This window comes from Paenibacillus hamazuiensis (genome assembly GCF_023276405.1).
Taxonomy (GTDB): domain Bacteria; phylum Bacillota; class Bacilli; order Paenibacillales; family NBRC-103111; genus Paenibacillus_AF; species Paenibacillus_AF hamazuiensis.
Genome location: NZ_JALRMO010000001.1, coordinates 92,339 through 112,185 on the forward strand (window position 1 = coordinate 92,339; position 19,847 = coordinate 112,185).

14 protein-coding genes are annotated in these 19,847 nt (G+C 53.6%); 13 read left to right on the forward strand and 1 reads right to left on the reverse strand.

Annotated features, from left to right (window positions below):
• Positions 1 to 21 precede the first annotated feature (21 nt).
• Positions 22 to 6,489, forward strand: a complete 6,468-nt coding sequence (locus MYS68_RS00355) for an S-layer homology domain-containing protein (RefSeq protein ID WP_248923909.1) — start codon at positions 22 to 24, stop codon at positions 6,487 to 6,489.
• A 180-nt stretch (positions 6,490 to 6,669) separates the two neighbouring features.
• On the opposite strand, the gene MYS68_RS00360 is transcribed toward MYS68_RS00355, so the two are convergent.
• On the reverse strand, positions 6,670 to 7,140 hold the full coding sequence (locus MYS68_RS00360) for a GNAT family N-acetyltransferase (RefSeq protein WP_248923910.1): 471 nt from the start codon (positions 7,138 to 7,140) through the stop codon (positions 6,670 to 6,672).
• 218 nt (positions 7,141 to 7,358) lie between these two features.
• Here MYS68_RS00360 and MYS68_RS00365 point away from each other — a divergent pair, with 218 nt between their 5' ends.
• The 12 genes from MYS68_RS00365 (at position 7,359) to MYS68_RS00420 (ending at position 19,574) form a co-directional block, all read left to right on the forward strand.
• A complete protein-coding gene (locus MYS68_RS00365) occupies positions 7,359 to 7,703 on the forward strand; it encodes a hypothetical protein (RefSeq protein WP_248923911.1) in 345 nt (114 codons plus the stop codon).
• Positions 7,704 to 8,003: 300 nt separating this feature from the next.
• Positions 8,004 to 9,320, forward strand: coding sequence for a helix-turn-helix domain-containing protein (locus tag MYS68_RS00370; RefSeq protein WP_248923912.1), 1,317 nt, complete (start codon positions 8,004 to 8,006; stop codon positions 9,318 to 9,320).
• A gap of 309 nt (positions 9,321 to 9,629) precedes the next feature.
• On the forward strand, positions 9,630 to 10,784 hold the full coding sequence (locus tag MYS68_RS00375; protein ID WP_248923913.1) for a flavin reductase: 1,155 nt from the start codon (positions 9,630 to 9,632) through the stop codon (positions 10,782 to 10,784).
• A gap of 34 nt (positions 10,785 to 10,818) precedes the next feature.
• Positions 10,819 to 12,279 (forward strand): 4-hydroxyphenylacetate 3-hydroxylase family protein, encoded by a 1,461-nt coding sequence (locus MYS68_RS00380; protein WP_248923914.1) that lies wholly within the window; start codon positions 10,819 to 10,821, stop codon positions 12,277 to 12,279.
• Positions 12,280 to 12,320: 41 nt separating this feature from the next.
• Positions 12,321 to 12,860: an FAD synthetase family protein gene (locus MYS68_RS00385; RefSeq protein ID WP_248923915.1), complete on the forward strand. Its 540-nt coding sequence runs from the start codon at positions 12,321 to 12,323 to the stop codon at positions 12,858 to 12,860.
• Between the two features lie 31 nt (positions 12,861 to 12,891).
• Positions 12,892 to 13,335, forward strand: coding sequence for a RidA family protein (locus MYS68_RS00390; RefSeq protein WP_248923916.1), 444 nt, complete (start codon positions 12,892 to 12,894; stop codon positions 13,333 to 13,335).
• Positions 13,332 to 14,027 carry a DUF1028 domain-containing protein gene (locus MYS68_RS00395; protein WP_248923917.1) on the forward strand — a complete coding sequence of 232 codons (696 nt, stop codon included), beginning with the start codon at positions 13,332 to 13,334 and terminating at the stop codon, positions 14,025 to 14,027. The genes MYS68_RS00390 and MYS68_RS00395 overlap by 4 nt, the downstream gene beginning before the upstream one ends.
• A 50-nt stretch (positions 14,028 to 14,077) precedes the next feature.
• Complete coding sequence (locus MYS68_RS00400) at positions 14,078 to 15,361, forward strand: Zn-dependent hydrolase (RefSeq protein ID WP_248923918.1); 1,284 nt, start codon at positions 14,078 to 14,080, stop codon at positions 15,359 to 15,361.
• A gap of 39 nt (positions 15,362 to 15,400) precedes the next feature.
• Positions 15,401 to 16,183 (forward strand): sugar phosphate isomerase/epimerase family protein, encoded by a 783-nt coding sequence (locus tag MYS68_RS00405; RefSeq protein WP_248923919.1) that lies wholly within the window; start codon positions 15,401 to 15,403, stop codon positions 16,181 to 16,183.
• A gap of 77 nt (positions 16,184 to 16,260) precedes the next feature.
• Positions 16,261 to 17,154 carry a carbohydrate ABC transporter permease gene (locus MYS68_RS00410; RefSeq protein ID WP_248923920.1) on the forward strand — a complete coding sequence of 298 codons (894 nt, stop codon included), beginning with the start codon at positions 16,261 to 16,263 and terminating at the stop codon, positions 17,152 to 17,154.
• A 96-nt stretch (positions 17,155 to 17,250) separates the two neighbouring features.
• On the forward strand, positions 17,251 to 18,063 hold the full coding sequence (locus tag MYS68_RS00415) for a carbohydrate ABC transporter permease (protein WP_248930767.1): 813 nt from the start codon (positions 17,251 to 17,253) through the stop codon (positions 18,061 to 18,063).
• A 179-nt stretch (positions 18,064 to 18,242) separates the two neighbouring features.
• Positions 18,243 to 19,574 (forward strand): ABC transporter substrate-binding protein, encoded by a 1,332-nt coding sequence (locus MYS68_RS00420; RefSeq protein WP_248923921.1) that lies wholly within the window; start codon positions 18,243 to 18,245, stop codon positions 19,572 to 19,574.
• The last annotated feature ends 273 nt before the right edge of the window (positions 19,575 to 19,847 follow it).

Below are 19,847 nucleotides of genomic sequence, written 5' to 3' on the forward strand. Positions count from 1 at the left end.
CGGAGGAAATGTGGGATTCGCATGATAAAAAAATGGATATCGGCAGGTTTGAGCGTGCTTTTGTCTCTTTCATCGGCTGCCGGCATTATACATGCCGCAGGTGAAGAGAAGAAGATGGCCATGAATAACGATTTCGTGGCCGTCTCGGTCCATAAGGATACGGGAAGATTCAGCGTCAGCACCAAGGAAGGTTCGCCGCTCAGAGACAGCGACAGCAACAAACCTCTGCTGTTTGAACATAAGGTGCCGGAGACCTCCTTTACCACGTTTCGAATTAACGGCAAAGATTATATTTACGGCAATCCGTACGGATTTTTGGGCACGGACGGCTCCTTTACCTACAGTCCGGTTACGCAGGGCCTGACCAATCAGTCGGTATGGCATGTTGCCGGGCTGACGATCACGCAGACGATTACGCTGTCGGGCGACTCGTCCAATCCGAATGTGGGCAATGTCAAGATCGCTTACAAGGTAAAAAATACGTCGGCCGAAGACGCCAGCGTAGGCTCGCGGATTTTGCTCGATACGATGCTTGGCGCGGATGACGCTTCGCCGCTGATGATATCGGGCGGCAGTCAGTATATTCAAAAGGAAACGGTGCTGGATAACCTTCCTGCTTATTGGAAGGCGGTTGACGACCCGCTCGCCCCGAAGGTGATCTCCTACGGGCTCCTGAGCGGATGGGGCAACGAGAGTCCGGACCGGATGATCGTAGCGCACTGGAACGGCATCTCCGATACGAAGTGGGAATATGCGGTGAATCCGGAGCTCGACTTTACGAGCAAGTACAATAAATACGAGACGGCGGACAGCGCCGTGGCGCTTTATTGGAATCCGGCCGTCCTCAAGGGAGGGGAGGAGCGGAGCTATGAAACGTATTACGGCTTGGGCAGCTTCTTCACATCGCTGCAGAAAGCGGCGTATAACCTGCAGATCTTCTCCCCTGAAAAGCTGACGCTCAATGCGGCGAAGGACGGATATAACGAACAAATCTTTACGATTCAGGCCGAGCTCGACAACGCGAATGCGAATGCCAGGGCGTTGACGAATGTAGCGGCGACCGTCCGGCTCCCGCAGGAGCTCGATTTTGCCGATGGGGAAAAAGCGACCAAATCGCTTGCCGCCGTCGGCGTCGGCGAAACGAAGTCGCTGTCTTGGCAGGTGAAGGCGAGGCCCCAGCAATCGCTCAAGGCGGCGAGGTATCAGCTGTCCGTCCAGGCGCAGGGGGAAGAAGAAATTTTACAGACGGACTATGTCATCCTGCCTGCGCTTAGAGGCCAGCAGCCGAGCATGCAGGTGCTCGACATTTCTCCGAAAAAGCTCTACATGTACGACAATCGGAAATCGATCGCCGTAAAGGGGACAGGCTACGAAGCGCTTAAGGGCTCCGCGGAATGGCAGGTCCAGCTGATCCGGGAGCGCGACCAGTACGCTTATACGATTCCTATCGCGGATATAACGATTAACGATGACAAAAGCATGAGCATCCCTTTGAACGATGCCGGTTGGACCGGGAAAGACAAGCTGGAACCGGGTTCCTATAAGCTTCGCATTTCAACAGGAAGCTACGGTTCGTTTGAAAAATCGATCGAATTGACGACGGATGAGAAGTACAAGTCCAGAAGCTACGGCATTTTATTGGTAGTAGGCGACGGCGAGAGCTACGATGCGGTGCCTGTGGAAAACGAAGCGGCGCTTGCCCGGCTGAAAGGGCAGTACCAAGGCTCGAAGCGGATCCTGCTGGAGCTGCGCGGCGAGATCAAGGAGCTCGCATTCAGCGACGGGCGCGCGTATGAGCTGCAGCCGGGCACTTCCGTCAATTCGGTGCTTCGCTTCGATACGAACAGCGATCTCAAGAAACTTTACGGCGAACAGTCGCAGAGGATGGTAGTGCAAAAACAACCGCGCGATTTAGCCCACGGAGGCGACTATATTTCCATCACAGGCAACGGGATGCTGTCCATTCCGAGCTTCCCGTTTGTGTTCGGCGATTTCAGCATCGAGATGGAGGATGGCGAGCATTACTCGCTGGAGGCGAACGAGGACGCCGGCGAAACGCCTATCGAAATCGTTTGGTCCGCCTTTAAAAGCGTCTCGGTTATACAGCAGATGGATTTTTTCCCTGTCAAAATCAAAAACGCGGTCATCGGCGACAAATCGGTTTCGTTCGGGGGTTCGCTGTCGTTGGACTTCGGGATGTTCCAGGATAAGAAGAAAAACTCATCGACAGGCGGCTCTCCAAGCGGAAATGGCTCTCGAGGCAGCGGGGGAGGAGGCGGCCAAACGGGTTCAAAAAACGGGAATCAAGGAAACAACGGGAACGGTTCGCAAGGATCCGGCGGCGAAGAAGAGGACGAGGAGGACGACGACGACGATTCCGTCGTCAGCGTATCGGTTGACGAGGCCAGGTTCGGAATCCGCCCTGCGGACGATCCGTTCGGCCGACGCGGTTCCTACGGCCTTTTGGGTTTGAGGGCGGAAGGAGAAGCGGGGTTGCCGAAAGATCTTGTGCCGGGGATGGATCTCGGCGCGAGCGGAAGGATCGCCATCGACACCTTTGACCGGAAGTACGAGATAGAAGCCAATGTCCAGTTTCAGGTGGTGGAGCTGAACGGTTTGTTTACGCTTCGGTTTACCGGCGGAAACATCCCGGTGCCCGACAATTTCGTATTTGTCGTCGGGGCGGAGCCGGGCATCCCGTTGGTCCCGCCGTCGGTCGTCGCTTACATTAACAAAGGCGGCGGAGGCTTCCGCAATTTATACGATACCGTGACCGGCAATTTCAACGTGCTGCCGCCGCTTCAACTGGTGATGGTCGGCGGCTTCGATATCTCGAAGGTGGTCAAGGGCGACAATTTGACGCTGCAAATGTCGATGAGAGGCATTGAGTTTTCCGGGGAACTGGAAATCGCCAAGTTCAAGCTGCTGAAGGAAGTGTACGGCAGCATTTCGGTGGAGGATTCCCTGGAAAAATTCGGCGTGTCGCTAAAAGCCGGCGCCAAGCTGGAAGTGTTTGATGTCATTACCGGAGAAGTGTACGCGGTGTTTGCTTTCGATTCATCCAAACACGGGTTGTTTGGTCCGGTCTCGCTTGCCGGAGGCGGTAAGATTGAAGTACAGGTACCCAAAAAAATCCCGATCATCGGCGGGTTAGCGCTGGCGGGAGGCGAGGGTCAGCTCAGCACCGAACAGGTTTACGCCAAGGTGCATTTCCTGCAGATTCCTATCTCGTTCAAATATATTTGGGGCGACAGCATGCCGAAACTCGCCTCGTCGAGAGCGGAAGATCTGTTCCTCGAGCCGCAAGGGATCGGACGGAAAGTGTATTTTGACGAAGCGACCGGGGAGCCGACGGGGACTCTCATTTTCGGCAGCAACATCCGTCGGATCGCCGAATCGGGGGCGCGGTACGCGTCGAGCGATTTCAGACCTTCGGCTATCTTGGCCGATGCGAGCCAGATGCAGCACACGATACATATCGGCAACCAGGAGATCGCGCTGCTGGAGCTGACGTATAGCGGTGCCGTGCCAAACGTTCAAGTAACCGATCCGGCGGGCCGGCCTTATGCGCTTCAGGAGAATGAGAACTTCCGGGTTCAGGAAATTCCTGCCGACGTCAGCGAGTCCGGGACTTTGGAGCAAAAAATGTACGTTTCCGTCGTCAACCCGCAATCGGGCGACTGGAAAGTCGTCTCCGATCGCCCGATCCAATCGGCACTGCTCAATGTCGCGATCCCGCCTTCCCTGAAGTCGGTGAGCGCCGAAACGACAGGAGATCACAAGGTTCGCGTGAGCTGGCAGGGAGACCATGTGCAGGACGAGAAGGTCAGTCTGTACATCAGCGAAAACAATGAGAAGGACCCGGGACATTTGCTGACGGAGGGACTGGACGTGAATGCGGGCGCCGCGGAGCTGACGCTGCCGTCGTCTCTGCCTACAGGCTCCTATTATATCCGGGCTGTTGTTTCCAAGGACGGAACCAATTATGACAGCCGATACAGCACGAACACCGTGCAAGTGACAGACCCTTATCAGCCGGCCGCTCCGTCCGCGGTGACGGCGGCGCCTGTGGGGGACGGCGTGTTTCATGTGCAATGGAGCATGAACGAGTCTGCCGACGGCTATTACATCCAACTGCTGGATGCCGCGGGCCAGCCTGTCCAGGGAGCCGGTGTGATCGACGTGAAGGGCGATCAGCGCGAAGCTTACGTAGGCGGAGTTTTCGTGGACCAGACGGGCCGCCAGATCGGCATGAAGCCGGGGGTAACCTACCAAGTAGCGGTGACGGCGTACAAGTCGGCAGAAGGCCGCAAGCATTTCAGCGGCCAGGCTCGCTCCATCGGCGTATATTTGCCCGAGCCTAGTCCGGCGAAGCTCACGATCAGTCTGGATGCGGCGGATGGGCCTTTCCAAGAAGCATACGACGAACAGGGCCGACTTTACTACTTGGTGAACCGCAGCTCGGTGCAGGTGAAGGTGCATTCGGATCAAACGGTGACGATGGATATGCTGGCGGAAAATGCCGATTTGGGCAGCGTTGCCGGAACGGACCGGCAGGAGGCCGTCACCTTGAAGGAAGGCGCCAATATGATTTCCGTGCGCGCTGTAAACGAGCATGGAGACTCCTCAGCGGCAGGCATCAAGATCGTTGCCGACACCGCGGCGCCGGAATTGAAACTGGAAAGTCCGGGGCCCGGGGTCATGCCGAACGACAATGGCACGATTTTGGTGAAAGGCATGGCGGAAGCGGATAGCCGGGTGACGGTGAACGGAAAGCAGGTCGATGTCGGGGAGAGCGGAATTTTTACGGCAGACCTGCAGATGACCGGATATATGAAGCGGCATCTGAACGTGACCGCGGAAGACGCGGCGGGGAACCGTTCGGTGTACGAAGCCGATGTCACGAACGGGAAAGTGGAGACGTTCGACCGGGTGGAAATTCACCCCGCAAGCTCAGGGAACGGATCGGCCGGGACAACCGGCGGGAATGGCGGCTTTGTCGCCGCGGCGGGCGGCAGCCAGCCTTTCCGGCTTGTCGGAATCGATGCGGCAGGCGAGGCATATGTGATCGATAATGCCGATGTCGCATGGAGCGTGCTGGCCGGAGATTCCTACGGCCGTATTTCCGGCGATGGTGTGCTGGAGGCGAAGCAGGAAGGCGACATCGTTCTGAAGGCAGCCTACAACGTATCGCAGCAGTATGCGCTGGAGGACGCGCTCACCGTCAAAGTACGGGCCTCTTTGGGCGGCGGCCCGGGCCAACTGCCAAGCTCCGATTACGGCGGCTGGTACAAACCTTCTCAGCCCGACTTGGGCTCGGGCTCGGACGGCGATTCCGATTCGGACTCGCCTTCGGGAGGAGGTTCGGCGGGAAGCCCCGGCACAAGCGTATCGAACGATAACATTCCGGTTAAGGAAGCCGGGACACCGAAGGCGGGGGCGAACGATTTCGAGCAGATGATCAAAGCGATCATCGAAAACGAGCGCAACGTACAGTTTATAAAGTCCGCTTTCCTATCCCCGGAGCAGGACACCGTCATCACGATCGACGAGCGGACGGAGCTCACTTTGCCGAAGATGAACACTAAGGATCGGGTCGGGCTCGGCATCGGGCGGATTAAGAATCCGTCAGCCTACGAGAGCGGCACGATCAAGGTGATGGGCTCGATGTACGAATTCAAGTTCGACAAGCCGATTCGGTTGACGCAGCCGGCGCGGCTGAAAGTGAGGTTCGATCCCGCCGGGACTGTAAACGTGGAGTCGTTGGCCATCTACTGGTACAACGAACGGAGCAAGCGATGGGAGTATGTCGGCGGCGAATTGGATCCGGCGTCGCATACTGTAACGGCGCGGCTGAAGCATTTCAGCAAGTACGCGCTGCTTTCGAATTCGGGCCTGCCTGAGTTTGCGGACATGAAGGATCGTTGGTCTTCGGATCACGTGAACCGGCTGGCGTCCATCGGTGTCGTAAACGGCGTGAGCCACGACGGACGGAATTGGTACGAACCCGAGCGTTCCATCACGCGGCAGGAGCTCGTGAAGCTGCTTGCCGGCGTAGCCGGAACGGTGGCAACGGCCGGCAGCTTGGCCGAGAGCGGATTTGCGGATGCCGGCGATGTGCAGGCATGGGCCCAGCCTTATATGGCGGCGGCCATAGACCGGGGATGGATCACCGGTACGTCCATCGAAGGACGAGCCTATTTGGAGCCGGAACGTCCGATCACCCGAGCGGAAGCGGCTGCGGTGGCAGGAAGGATGCTGCAGGAGGTGATCCGCCAAAGCGACCTGAGCAAGCTGCCGTTCAGCGATGAACCGGCGCTGCCCGACTGGTCGAAGCCGTACATCGGCAGCTTGTTCGAAAGCGGCATTCTGGACGGATACCCGGACGGCACGTTCCGGGCAAACAATCCGATTTCCCGGGAGGAGGCTGCAGCCATTATCGGAAAAATGCTGGACCTCCTGTATGATGCGGGGAGAGAAATACGGTAAACCTTTTGCCGGCACTGAACGGCAATCGGACATCGGGCAGGATGCCATGGGGCTGTCGAGAATATCTCGACAGCCTTAAATTTCAACCCGCACGTGCATATGCTTGTGACGATGGGACCTATGCGGATTACAAACGCCGGGGCATCCAAATTGGATGCCCTATTAGCATGTTCCTGCCAGTCACAGTTCTTTTACAAATAGGACTCGATCTTGTCCTATCCCGTCATAATTGATTGTAACCGGTATATCATCAACCATACCGGTTCCTTTTTCAATCCGGAATCCCATACGTGTGTGAAAAGCTATTGATGTTTTGTTCACCGGAGAAGTGACGCAGCGAACTGCGTTGCAGCCCTTCTCACGAACCTTTTCGAAGAACATCTGATATAAATGTTTCGCAACTCCATCTTTCCTGCAATCGGGATGCACGCCAATAAAGTGAACGTACGCTTCAGTCGGAATTGTTTGTGAGACAAATCCGATTAAGAAACCGATGATTTGACCGTCTTGTTCGGCGACAAAACTTGTGTCTTGAAAATGTTGAAAGAATAGTTTGGGCAGCATGTCGGCCATATGCCGGCCGCCCCACCAAGTATCTATTACTGAAATGACCGGTATGTAATCGGATTCAAGCACATTCCTGTAATCCATAAAATATATAAACCTCCTCCAATATACTTGTACAACTCGTTAGCAGACATAAACATATTCTAGCACATTAGACTTCGGTCTAAATCGCTAAACTGATTTTTTTCGGAACGGGCTCCGTTCGGTATTGCAGCTTATTGACAACCGGTTTGCGATCGTATACATTTGTATACGTGAGGCATTATGTATACGTTTGTATACGATAAGGAGGGTAATCTTTTATGCGCGAAGGCAAACACGGTCACAAAGGGCATCACGGTCATAAAGGACATCACGGCCATAGAGGGCATGAACATGCCGACAAAGGCGAACTGCGGTTCCAAAGCGCGCAAACCTTTCGGCGCAGCAGAGCCATCGCGTTTCTGGAGAAGCTGAACGTAAGGCGTTCGACCTTGCTGCAGCAGCTGAATCAACCCGAATACGAATCCATCAAACAAGTGATCAGCGGTGAATTAAAAGCGGTCGATACGATTATTCAAGAATTCATCCATACGTTCGAGCTTCGCGAAATAACCTCTGAAGGCGATCAAAAACAAGATGGAGAAGATGGAAAAGAGGACATCTAACGGAGCGATCACCTCAATAGAAGCGGCATGGTTGCTGTCGGCCATGCTGCTTTTATTACATGACTTGTTCAGTTGCCTTTGTAAATCCATGGATTTACAGATAGATCTCCCCAATTAGTTGACACCACCTGAAATTAATATTAATATCTTTAATTATGGACATGTCCTTATTACGGGTAAAAGGACTTTGCGAAGACGTATCGAACTGTTATATGGGCACAAAAAACTTAAATACATACTGTTATGAAAAGGGCGCAAGTCTACGATTTTTGGCGGTTACTATAGGTTGGGAGGGCGGCAATGGCTAGAAAAAAATCGATTCGAATAGCGGTTATCGGGCCAAACGATTCGCTTCATGCAATCCGGCAAGAGTCTGCCGCATATCAGGATGTCGCTTGGAAATTCCAACCTTACGAGGATGTACGGGAAACCGTGGAATTGATCGCGTCCCAGCAGCAGGAAGCGGACGTCATTCTGGTATCGGGTGAGGTTCCTTACCAATTGGTCCGCTCCAGCCGGATCGAGAATTCCAAGCCGCTGCTTTATATACCGCATACGGGAACCGCTTTATACCGGACATTGTTTGAAATGAACTATCACCATGCCATTCGCCCGCTTAGAATCAGTATCGATACTTTGTCCGAGCAAGATGTCCGGGAAGCGTTTCAGGAAATGGAGCTGCCGTTTGAAGAAGTATATATGAACACGGTCTACAAAGAACCGGACGAGTGGGGGCGGTTCCACCTGGACCTGTGGCAGGCGGGCAAAATAGATGCCGCCATTACGACATTAAGCGCCACTATGGGCTTTCTGCAAAAAAACAATGTGCCCGTTTTCCGGATCAGACCGACCCGATCTACGATAAGATCTTGCATCGATAACGCGATACAGGTCGGAATGTTGAAAGATGCCCAAAAAGGCCAAATCCTGATTCAGTTGATCCAAATCGATCAATTTAACAATCTGGTCCATTATCTCGGTTCCGAATACGCTGCCCAGCAAATTCAATTGGAGCTTCACAAGCGGCTGCTCGATTACGCGCGTGATATTGAAGGCGCGTTCACCGCGCTCGGCCGGGACTCCTTTTTCCTGGTGACCACACACGGAGCTTATAAGAAATATACGGAAGACAGGCTGATCAATCCGATCCCCGAACGGGTGCTTGAGAATTTGCCCGTCCGAATCAGTGTCGGCATCGGTGAAGGCTTGACCGGAATCGAAGCGGAGATGCATGCCAAAATCGCCCTGAAGCACGCGCAGGACGAGGGAGGGGATTGTGCTTATTTCGCTTCCTTAAACGGTGAGGTGAGCGGTCCGCTCGATAATGAGGCGGCCATGACTTATAACTACCAGCTCGTAGGGGATATGGTTCAGATTGCGCAAGAAGCAGGCATAAGCCCGAAAACTCTCGCCAAAATATCCCATCTGCTGGACAAGCTTGAACGCAGAGAAATCTCATCAATGGAGATCGCGCAGCACTTCAAGATCACACCGCGGCAGGCCCGCAGAATTTTGAATCAATTGGAGAATGCTGGAGTCGCGGTCAAAATCGGCGAAGAAGGTCACTCCGCGTCAGGAAGACCACGGATCATTTACCGGATTAGCGACAAACTGTAGTTTTTTAAGCGACGCTGCTTTATCCAGATCGGATAAGGGCGTCGCTTTTTTTCGTTTAGGCTGCGAAGGTTAGCTGCCAAACCACAGCTTTGTTTCTATAAGGAATTTTATGGAAATGTAAGTTATTTTTATTATCATATAATGTTATATTATATTACTTGAAAAGGTTATATTTGTCATGTATGCGTTTGCTTTTTGAAGGCTTGATAAATTTAGTTGACATACGAAAAAGGAATGGATAATATGTAATTAAGGACACGTCCTAAATAAATCCTAAAACTAAAAAGTACCGCTGAGAGGAGGGGGAAGATGGATCCGTACAATGTTATCGACAAGGAACGCTTTCAGCACGTTATCGGACATTTCATGAGCGGTGTAACCGTTATCACGACCCGGTCGGAAGATGTCGACTACGGTTTGACGGCAAGCGCCGTCGCCTGTCTCTCGCTTGAACCGCCGATGCTGCTTGTCTGCATTCATAGAAAGTCGGGTACTTGTCATGCCATATCCAAATCAAGGTTCTTCGGTGTCAACATTCTTTACGATCATCAGGGCGAGCTGGCTATCCGGTTTGCGAAGCCGAACACGGACAAGTTTGAGGGCATTAACGTCGTAAGAGGGGAACTCGGCGGGCCGCTTCTGCAGCACGCCCTTGCGACAGTCGAATGCCGCGTAGTCGAAGAAGTCATCGGCGGGACTCATACCGTGTTTATTGCCGAAGCTGTCCGGGCATCGGCGGCGGAAGGAAATCCTTTGGCCTACTTTCGCGGGAAGTTTGGGCGTTTTCAGGGGGCGGCCGATGAAGGTGTGTATCGCCAGGTTCGAGGGATGGTTGTGCGGCGCGATCTGCCGGCTAAAGCCGATCTCGATCTGCAGGGGTTGGCCGCTTTGCTGGAATGTCCGTCTCAGGCGGTATATTATGCGGTGACGAGACTCGAGTCGGAGGGGCTGGTCCTTCGGGAGAGCGATGGCAGCTTCCGTATCCGGCCGCTGGGCGCGAAGCTGCTAACGGAGGCGCTCGATACGCGCTGCGCCCTGGAAATCGCAGCGCTGGAGCAGGTTGCCGGCAAACTGGAACAAAGCGGGGTTGACGAGCTGCGAAGGCGGACCGAAGATTCCGTTCGGGATTATTGCGGCAGTCTGGAAGCTGTTGACCGTTATATCGAATCCAACACGGCGTATCACGACTATATTGTCGCAAGCGCAGGCAATGCGACGCTGCTTGAGGCTTACCGGCGACTGACCGCCGAGGCGGTCATCACGAGCGCGCTGCGCGGGGCTATCGAAGCGAAAGACGAAACGGCTTGCCGGGAGCTGGACGCATTGTCCCATGATCACGTCCGGCTGACGGAAGCGATTATCGTCGGCGATCTCGAGGCAAGCAAAGCGATAGTTCGCCGTCATACCGAAGAAGCCAAGAAGCTGGGCCGTTATCTGATCGACAATGCCGGAGGATCAATCTGAGTTTATTCCAACTACGGGGCAGGGGGAGTTTGCAATGGCTTTAATGACGGGGGATGAGTATCGTCGCTCATTGAACGACGGCAGGGAAGTATGGATTGACGGGGAGAAAGTCGGCAGCATTACGGAACACCCGGCCTTCAAGCCGATCATTGATGCGAAAGCCCGCATGTACGACATTAACCATGAGGAAAAATACAAGGCGGTCACCACCGCAAAGCTGGAGGACGGAACGACCGTTTGCCGGGCTTACAAGCTTCCGAAAACGAAAGAAGATCTGACCGGCATTCGTCGCTATGTCGATACGGTGCTTGACGATCTGGGCGGCGTCGTTTACCGCGTCGGCGATGAGACGGTCGGCGAGATGTGGTCGCTCTATGACGCCCAGGATCGCCTGAATCAAATCGATCCGACCTATGCCGAGAATATAAAATATCATGTGGATCGCGTTGCCCGGGAGGACTTGTTCCACGTATCCGCCAACACCGATCCGAAAGGCGACCGCAGCCAGGTGCTGAGCGGCAAAGGCGGCAGTCTGCTGCATGTTGTCGGCGAGAATGACAAAGGTATCATCGTGCGCGGAGCCAAGTTCGAAACGGCTGCGGCTTACGCCCACCAGGCGTTCGTCAAGCCGACCATAACGAATTGGGCGGAAGGCGACGAGGCGATGAAACCTTATGCCTGCGGCTTCATTTGCGATATGGGGGCCCCGGGACTTAAGCATATATGCCGTTCGTCTCTCGGCGCAGGCAAAGATCCGCGCAATTACCCGATTTCCACAAAGTTCGAAGAAATCGATACCCTTCTTATTTTTGATGACGTACTGATTCCGTGGGAAAATGTGCTCTTCCACCGTTCTTTGGAATCCGCTCAATATATCCGCAACACGCTGCACCGTTATTCGGCTTTCAACTATGTCCTGCGCATACTGAAGCGCGCCGATTATTTGATCGGGGCGGCACTGCTGAACGTGGAGCAGACCGGGCTCACCAAGCTTCCGGCCGTTAGGGAGAAATTGGCCCAGCTCATTACGTACAGGGAGTCGATCAACGCCCATCTGACCGCTGCGGTGGCGGACGCTCAGCCGAGTCCGGGCGGCCTGATGATGCCGAACCAGTCGCTTCTGTATACAGGACGGGTATTCGCTCTCAGCAATTTCCCGGCGATGGTGCATCTGGCGCGGGAATTGGTCGGCGGACAGCTTGCGGTGACTCCGGATGCGGATACGATTGCGGCGCCCGAATTGCAGACATATATTGACCAATATTATTCCGTCGGCGGATGGAGTGCGGAGAACCGCTCCAAGCTGCTTTATTTTGCAAGGGATTTGATGAACTCCTCGCATGCCGGCCATATGGTGACGTTTGAGCTTTTCGCCCAAAGCCCGCCATTCGCCCAGTATAACGCCGTATTCAACAGCTTCGATCTGTCTCCGATGCGCAGCGCTGTTGTGAAAGCGGCCGATTTGCAGCTGGACCCGGAACCGAGCAAGGTGTAATCGATCGTCAGCTGCTCCAGCCTGTTACGGGAGAGGATAAAATGCACGTACACGCGGCCAGATCGCTTCGTCTTCCGGGCTCCGTCCTGACCATAGGGGCGTTCGACGGCGTCCATAAAGCGCATCGGGAGCTCATAGCGACGGCGCGCAGCCGGGCGGATGAATGCGGGGTTCCGCTGGTCGTCTATACGTTCGACCCGCCGCCGAAAGTTTTTTTTCAGCATACCCTTATGCTGACCTCGCGGGAGGAGAAGCTGAGCAGATTGAAAGCGCTGGGCGTCGATCACGCTATTGTTGCGCCGTTCAACGCCGATTATGTGTCACGCGGCTCGGCTGTTTTTATCGAGGAACTTGAAATGTTGAACCCGGTTGAAATCTGGGAAGGCTCGGATTTCCGATTCGGAAGGGACCGGGACGGCGGAATCGATACGCTTCGGGAAAAATTTGCGGTATGCATTCTCGATCCCGTCGTATGCCAAGCGGGCTGCGTCATCTCGTCGAGCCGAATTCGCGCCCTTATCGAAAACAAGCAGTGGAGTGAGGCCGAACATCTGTTAGGCTGGCCCGTCTCCGGCAAATAAACCATCCAGCTAACTTAAGGAGAGATATCCCATGACAACGATCCAACGCTTCCGTAAGTTCGAAACCGCCAAGTTCTACCCGGCGCATATGGGCGAGAAAGAGCATCATGTCGTCAATGAATTTTGCATGGTTGTGCGGGCAGGGGACCGAATTTTCATGCGCGGACAGACCGGCTTCGATCTGGACGGCAATTTTCACGGCTTGAACGATGTAGCCGAACAGACGCACAATGCTTGCCGCTGCATCAAGCGGTTATTGGAGGAAGCGGGCGGTTCGATGAACGATGTGTGCAAAATAACCGTTTATTTGACGGACCGCTCCTTCCGCAGCACCGCTTACGGGGTTATTGCGGAGCATTTCAAAGGTGTTTATCCGTGCAGCACGGGTCTTATCGTCAGCGGTCTGGCGCTGCCGGAGATGCTGGTCGAAATCGATGTGGAGGCGGTCATCGGCGGATCGGGTGCGGCCGAATGAGCATCCCGGCGACAAGCACGTTTTCCGTCGCCGGCCGCTGCCGGCGTACGGGGGCGATCGGCGCCGTCGTGACGTCGAGCAGTCCGGCCGTTGGGGCACGCTGTGTGCGCATCAAGTCCGGAACGGGCGTCGTGCTGACCCAGAATGTAACCGATCCCCGGCTTGCGGACATCGGTCTGGCTGCACTGGGCGCCGGTTACGATGCGGACGAAGCGATGGGGGCGATGGTCGGCGCCACATCTCATAAGGCATACAGACAGCTTGCCGTGGTCGACCGATCCGGCCGATCCGCCGTGTTCAGCGGAGACAAAGCGCTTGGTATTCACAGCGATTATTGTGCGGACGATGTCGCTTGCATCGGCAACCTGCTCAGCGACGCCCGCATTCCCGAGGAAATGGGACGCCTGTTTGCCTCAAGTGCGGATCTCCCGCTGGCGGACCGTCTGCTCGCTTCGATTGAGGCCGGCTTTGCTATGGGAGGGGAAATGGACCAGGAGCATTCGATTGCCCTTATCGTATTTCAGGCGGACATCCCCTTTCCTTATGTCGACCTTCGCATCGATTACAGTGACGATCCGCTGCAGGACATGAAACGTCTTTGGGCATTGTATGCACCTCAAGCGGATCAATACAAATTAAGAGCGTTGGAGCCGGGCAAAGCGCCTTCGTTTGGAGTCAAAGGCGATGAGTAACCGACTAATCGGCAGACATAAGGTTTCATGACATGCGGGAGGCACCATACATGCAAATAAACATTGAGCGTTTGATGGCGGACTTGGAGCGATATGCCCAATACGGGATGAACGAGGAAGGCGGCATCACAAGACCGAGCTTCTCGGCCGCCGACCAGACGGTCCGTCGTCTGTTCATATCCGAGATGATAGAGATGGGACTCGACGTTTTTGTGGATCCTGCTGCGAATATATGGGCCAAAAGACGAGGAAGCGGACGCAAGACGGGGAGCATCGTTATCGGCTCCCATCTGGACACCGTCCCGAACGGCGGCAAATACGACGGCGCGTTGGGAGTCCTTATGGCCAAAGAGATCGTTTGCACTTTGATGGAGAACAATGTCGGCACGGATCATGATCTGGAGATCGTATCGTTCACTGCGGAAGAGTCGAACGATTACAATTTATCGACCATGGGGAGCCGGGCTTTTGCCGGACGTTTGTCCAAGGAGCAGATGCTGGAAGCTTCCGATTTGAACGGCGTTATGCTGAAGGATGCCATTGTTCAGGTCGGAGGGGATCTGGAGCGTTACGGGGAATTCAAGAAGCTGCGAAGCGAGAAAAAGGCGTTTGTGGAGTTGCATATCGAACAGGGGAAGCGGCTCGAGAGCAAGGGCATCGCCGTTGCGGTGGTGGACCGGGTGGTCGGAATTTATCGCACGCACGTTACAGTAGTCGGAGAAGCGAATCATTCCGGAACTACGATGATGGATCACCGGGTCGACGCGCTGGCTGCCGCTTCCGAGATGGTGCTGGTTGTCGAGGATGTGTGCAGATCGGTTCCTTCGGATTTGGTAGGGACGGTCGGCAAGCTGAACGTCAAGCCCAATGCGACGAATACGATCGCGGGCCAGGTTGACTTTATACTTGAAATCAGAGGCGGGGACAAGGAAGGAATTCGTCAAGCGCTGTCCTCTATTCAGCAGGAGTGGAAAAAAATCGCCGAATTGCGGGGAGTGACCATCGAGGAACGATTGATTCTGAATCAGGATCCCGAAATGCTCGACGCGCAGCTGGTGGATATACTGGCCGGCACGGCGAAGCGATTAAACGAACCGTACATGCATCTTTCCAGTATGGCCGTACACGATGCCGTTCATGTGGCGGCAGTAACCAGATCATGTATGATATTCGTCAGAAGCATCAACGGCAAAAGCCACTCTCCGGAGGAGTACAGCACCCCCGAAGATATCGAGAAGGTCGGCAATGTGATGCTTTCTTCCATTTTGGAAATCGACCGGTGGCTGGCAGCCGGCCGTGACGAAGCTGTGGCGCCGACGGCCGATGCCGGATAGGGACGTTCTATTATTTTGGAAACGAAGGAGCGGGAAGAAATGAAGAAAACACGAGTTGGCCTGCAGCTTTTCACTCTTCGTGAAGATATGGCCCGGGATTTGGAAGGTACGCTTCGTCAAGTTGCCGCCCTTGGATACGAGGGGATCGAATTTGCCGGTTATTTCGGCTGGCAGGCAAGCGATCTTGTTCGGCTGCTGCAGGAGCTGAAGCTGACGGCCATCGGCGGCCATCTCGGAATCGATAAGCTTGGCGATTCCGAAGCGGTGAAAGAAGAGATTCGCTACATGAAAACAATCGGCGGCCGCTATTTGACATGCGCCCACTTGAAGGGCGCCGGCACGGAGACGGAGCAGGATTGGCAGCATATCTTCGCAACTTGCCGTCAGGCGGCAGCGAGCATGCACGAAGAAGGCATCGTATTTACCTACCATAACCACGCGATTGAATTCGAAAGGCGGATCGGCAGCGAATGTGTGTTCGATGTGCTGATGGCGTCGTCGGATCCACGGCATATTCAGATCGAGCTGGATGTGTGCTGGGTTCAGTATGCCGGGCAGGATCCGATCGGGTATATCCGTAACTACGCCGGCAGACTGCCGCTACTGCATCTTAAGGATTACAGCGTCGACGCCCAGGGGCAGGCACAAACCCTTGAGCTCGGTACCGGCCTTGTGTCGATCTCCGAAGTGATCGGGGCAGCCTGCGAATCGGGCGTGGAGTGGCTGGTGGTCGAGCAGGATAGATGCCAGAAGCCGCCGCTCGACAGCGTCGCCAACAGCATGGCTTGGCTGAAGCGGCATGCACAGATCTTGTTTGCATGAGGTTAAATGGAAGTAAAGGTTTGTTAAGGCTTTCGTTGACAGCGCCTTCCATAGACTGCAGGACGGGGGACCCATAGATGAACGGTGTGCTCAAAGTTTCCTTACGAACAATAGCGATATTTATACTGCCCTGCTTTATTTTGTATGCGTGGATCGTATTTGCGCCGATTTTTCTTTCTTTCTATTACTCCTTTTCGGAATGGTCGGGAGTCGGCTTGCCCAAATTCGTAGGGCTTCGAAATTATTCGGAGATGTTTACGAACGATCCGGTATTCTGGCCTTCCGTGTATCGGACGTTTATATTCGCTCTGTTCTCCGTCTTGGAAGTGCCGTTTGCTCTGCTGGTAGCGATTTTATTGACCCGGTTTGTGAAAAGGCCGAATTTTCTCGTGTCCAGTTATTTTTTGCCGGTCATATTGTCGGTTGTCGTTATCGGGCAGCTGTGGAAGTCGATCTATAACCCGGCCTCCCTCGGCGGCATGCTGAACAGCATCTTAGTCGAGCTCGGTCTCGGAAGTTGGGCCAAGAGTTGGCTCACCGATCCCGATATCGCCATTTATGCGGTTATTTTCGTAGCCTTGTGGCAGTACCTCGGTTATCATGTGCTCATTCAGTTTACCGGAGTGCAGAATATTCCGAGCGAGCTTTATGAGGCGGCGAAAATCGATGGTGCAGACGGTTTCAAGGCTGATTGGCATATTACGCTGCCGCTTGTCATGCCGGTGCTGAAAATATCGATCATCCTCGCCATTACGGGTTCGCTTAAAGCATTCGATCTTATCGTCGTAATGACAGCCGGGGGGCCGGCGAACTCGACCGAGGTCGTCTCAACGCATCTGTACAATATGGGTTTCCTTTCTTTCAAATACGGATATGGAAGCGCGATTTCAGTCTTTCTTGTGTTGGAATGTTTGTTGATAACGGCGCTGCTCAATAAATTTTTCCAACGGTACGAGAAGCGAATCTCGTAGAGAGGAGGAGGACGAATGAAAATATCTACGGTCGAACATCGCGCGCATATTACGGCCAAAGACCGCTCCCAAAGGGGACAGTGGCGGAAAAAGGCGATGATCACGGCAGTCTGGGCGTTGTTCTCCGTTCTGTTCGTTACCCAGGTTTACCCGCTTGTTTGGCTGCTTCTGTATTCCTTCAAATCAGACGAGGAAATATTGGACGGAAGCTTTTTCTCCCTGCCGAACAAGATGCTGTGGAGCAACTACAGCAACGCCTTTGTCAGCGGAAACTATTTGATGTCGCTGTTTAACAGCATACTTGTAACGGGAGCCACGCTGATTGTTGTGGTCGCTTTAGGCTCCATGGCATCTTACGCAATGACAAGATTCAAATGGCGATACGGCGGACTTTTCATGGCGGCATTCATGATTGGGATCATGATCCCTCATCAGTCGGTGCTGCTGCCCCTGCTTATCCTGTTTAAAAATATGGGGATTTTGAACACGTATCTCGCGCTCATTTTGCCCTATATTGCCTTCGCGATCCCGATGGCGGTCTTTATTCTGAGCGGTTTTTTGCGCAGCATTCCCTATGAAATGGAAGAATCGGCATTTATGGACGGGGCCTCCGTCTATCGCCTGTTTTTTTCCATCATCCTGCCTATTATGAAACCGCCGATCATGACCGTCGTCATTCTCACATTTATTTCTGTATGGAATGAATATATCAAAGCATCGATTCTTGTCTCTTCATCCGAGCTGAAAACGCTGCCCTTTGGCGTGTACAGCTTCATCAGCCAGTTCTCGACCAATTACGGCTCGATGGGAGCGTTTCTTGTCATGTCGGCTGCTCCGGTCGTAATCTTTTACTTTTTTATGGCTCAGCGTATCACTCGCGGTATGGTTGCGGGGGCGGTCAAGGGGTAATGTTACGTTCTCCGTTCGGCCGAATGTCTTGCGTCGTAAGGGCGGAAAGAAGTCGTCTTTCCGAATTTTATGTTATGTTTAATAACATATAGTTGACATGAAAAACCAAGATTCTTATAATGTGGATATGAGACATGTCCTAATTGAGTTCTAAATTAGCGGAGTGGGGGATTGGGCAAATGAAGAAGTCGAAAAAAGCGCTTGTTTCCATGATGGCGGTCATACTCCTGATCATGTCGGCCTGTGGCGGCAACAATCAAAACGAAAAGTCGGGTGCCGGTGCGTCCGGTACTACGCCCGGAGGCGCAGCTTCCGGGAAAAAAGTTAAGCTCGTATTCCAGCATATTGAGGTCGACGCCTCGACTCCAAGAACGCAGGTATTGCGGCAGCTGACGGACGACTATATGGCGGCAAACCCCAATATTACGATTGAATGGGACGCCGTAAGCACGGATCAGCAAAAAAGCAAATTGAAAACGCAAGCGGCAGCCAACAACATCCCTGATCTCACTGTCGTCAATCCCAGAGCTCAAATGAAGCCGTACACCGATGCCGGATTGCTCGCTCCGCTGGACGATTTAATGCCGGAACTTAAAGATACGTTCCTTCCGGGCGTTCTCGATTATTACAAGATGGACAACAAATTATACGCGCTGCCGATGCAGAACAATATCGGATTGTTTTACTATAACAAGAAGCTGTTCGAACAAGCCGGAGTTCAGCCTCCCGCAACTTACGAAGAGCTGATTGAAATCTCGAAAAAGCTCAAGTCTGCGGGAACGATACCGATTGTTGTCGGTGAGAAAGACGCCTGGACCGGGGCGTTGTTCCTGACCAGTCTGCTCACCCGAGTCCATGGTGTCGGATTTCTCGATAAAGTGGCAACCGGAGAAAAGAAATTTACCGATCCGGAGTTCGTGCAGGCGCTCGATAAGTTGCAGGAGCTTGTCCAGGCCGGCGCCTTCCAGGACGGGGCGACGTCGATGGACAACAATACGGCCAAGAGCTTGTTCAAATCTTCCAAAGCGGCGATGATTTATAATACGACCTATGCGGCAGGAGAAATCAGCGCGGCTTTCCCGGGCGGCGAAATCGGCGTATTCAAATTCCCGACCGTTGCCGGCAAAGGCAATCCGAATGAGTTCCTGCTTTCCCCGGGTATCGGACTGGCAGTGGCTAAAAATGGAGAGCACGTGGAGGAGGCCAAGAAATTCGCCGCATACCTGATGAAGAATTATCCGAAAGTAAATCTCGACAAGAAAAATCCGATCGGCATTGCGCAAAAAATCGAAGGCAAATTGAATCCGAACGAGTTTTCCCCGCTGCTCGTCGATATCAGCAACATTTTTAATAATGTCCAAGGCGGAGATCTCAACTTGGATGTCGCGATCGACGCGGCGACTACGCAAACCGCCCTCAGCGAGCTGCAGCGAGTTTTTATCGGCAAAGTCAATTCCGCTCAATTGGCGCAAACTTTGCAAAACGCAAGGGATACGAATAACAAGCGTTAATCATAGGGCAGAAGCAAAAACCTCCGTTCCACGAACCAGTGGCGGAGGTTTTTTGTTTCGGCGGGATTTTTAGTGGAATCCGTAATATTTGCTGACGTAATCGTCAAAATGCTTGCGTAATCCCAGCTTGTTCCAAGTGTCCGGATGAAGAAACAGAGGCATGTAGAAGCGCTTGAGCATGGTGTGGTTCCCTCCTTGGACTTTACTGTTATGTAAATGAGCGTCGCTATTACATTATACCCTAAATGCTGGTCTTTTTTGAATAATCAGTTA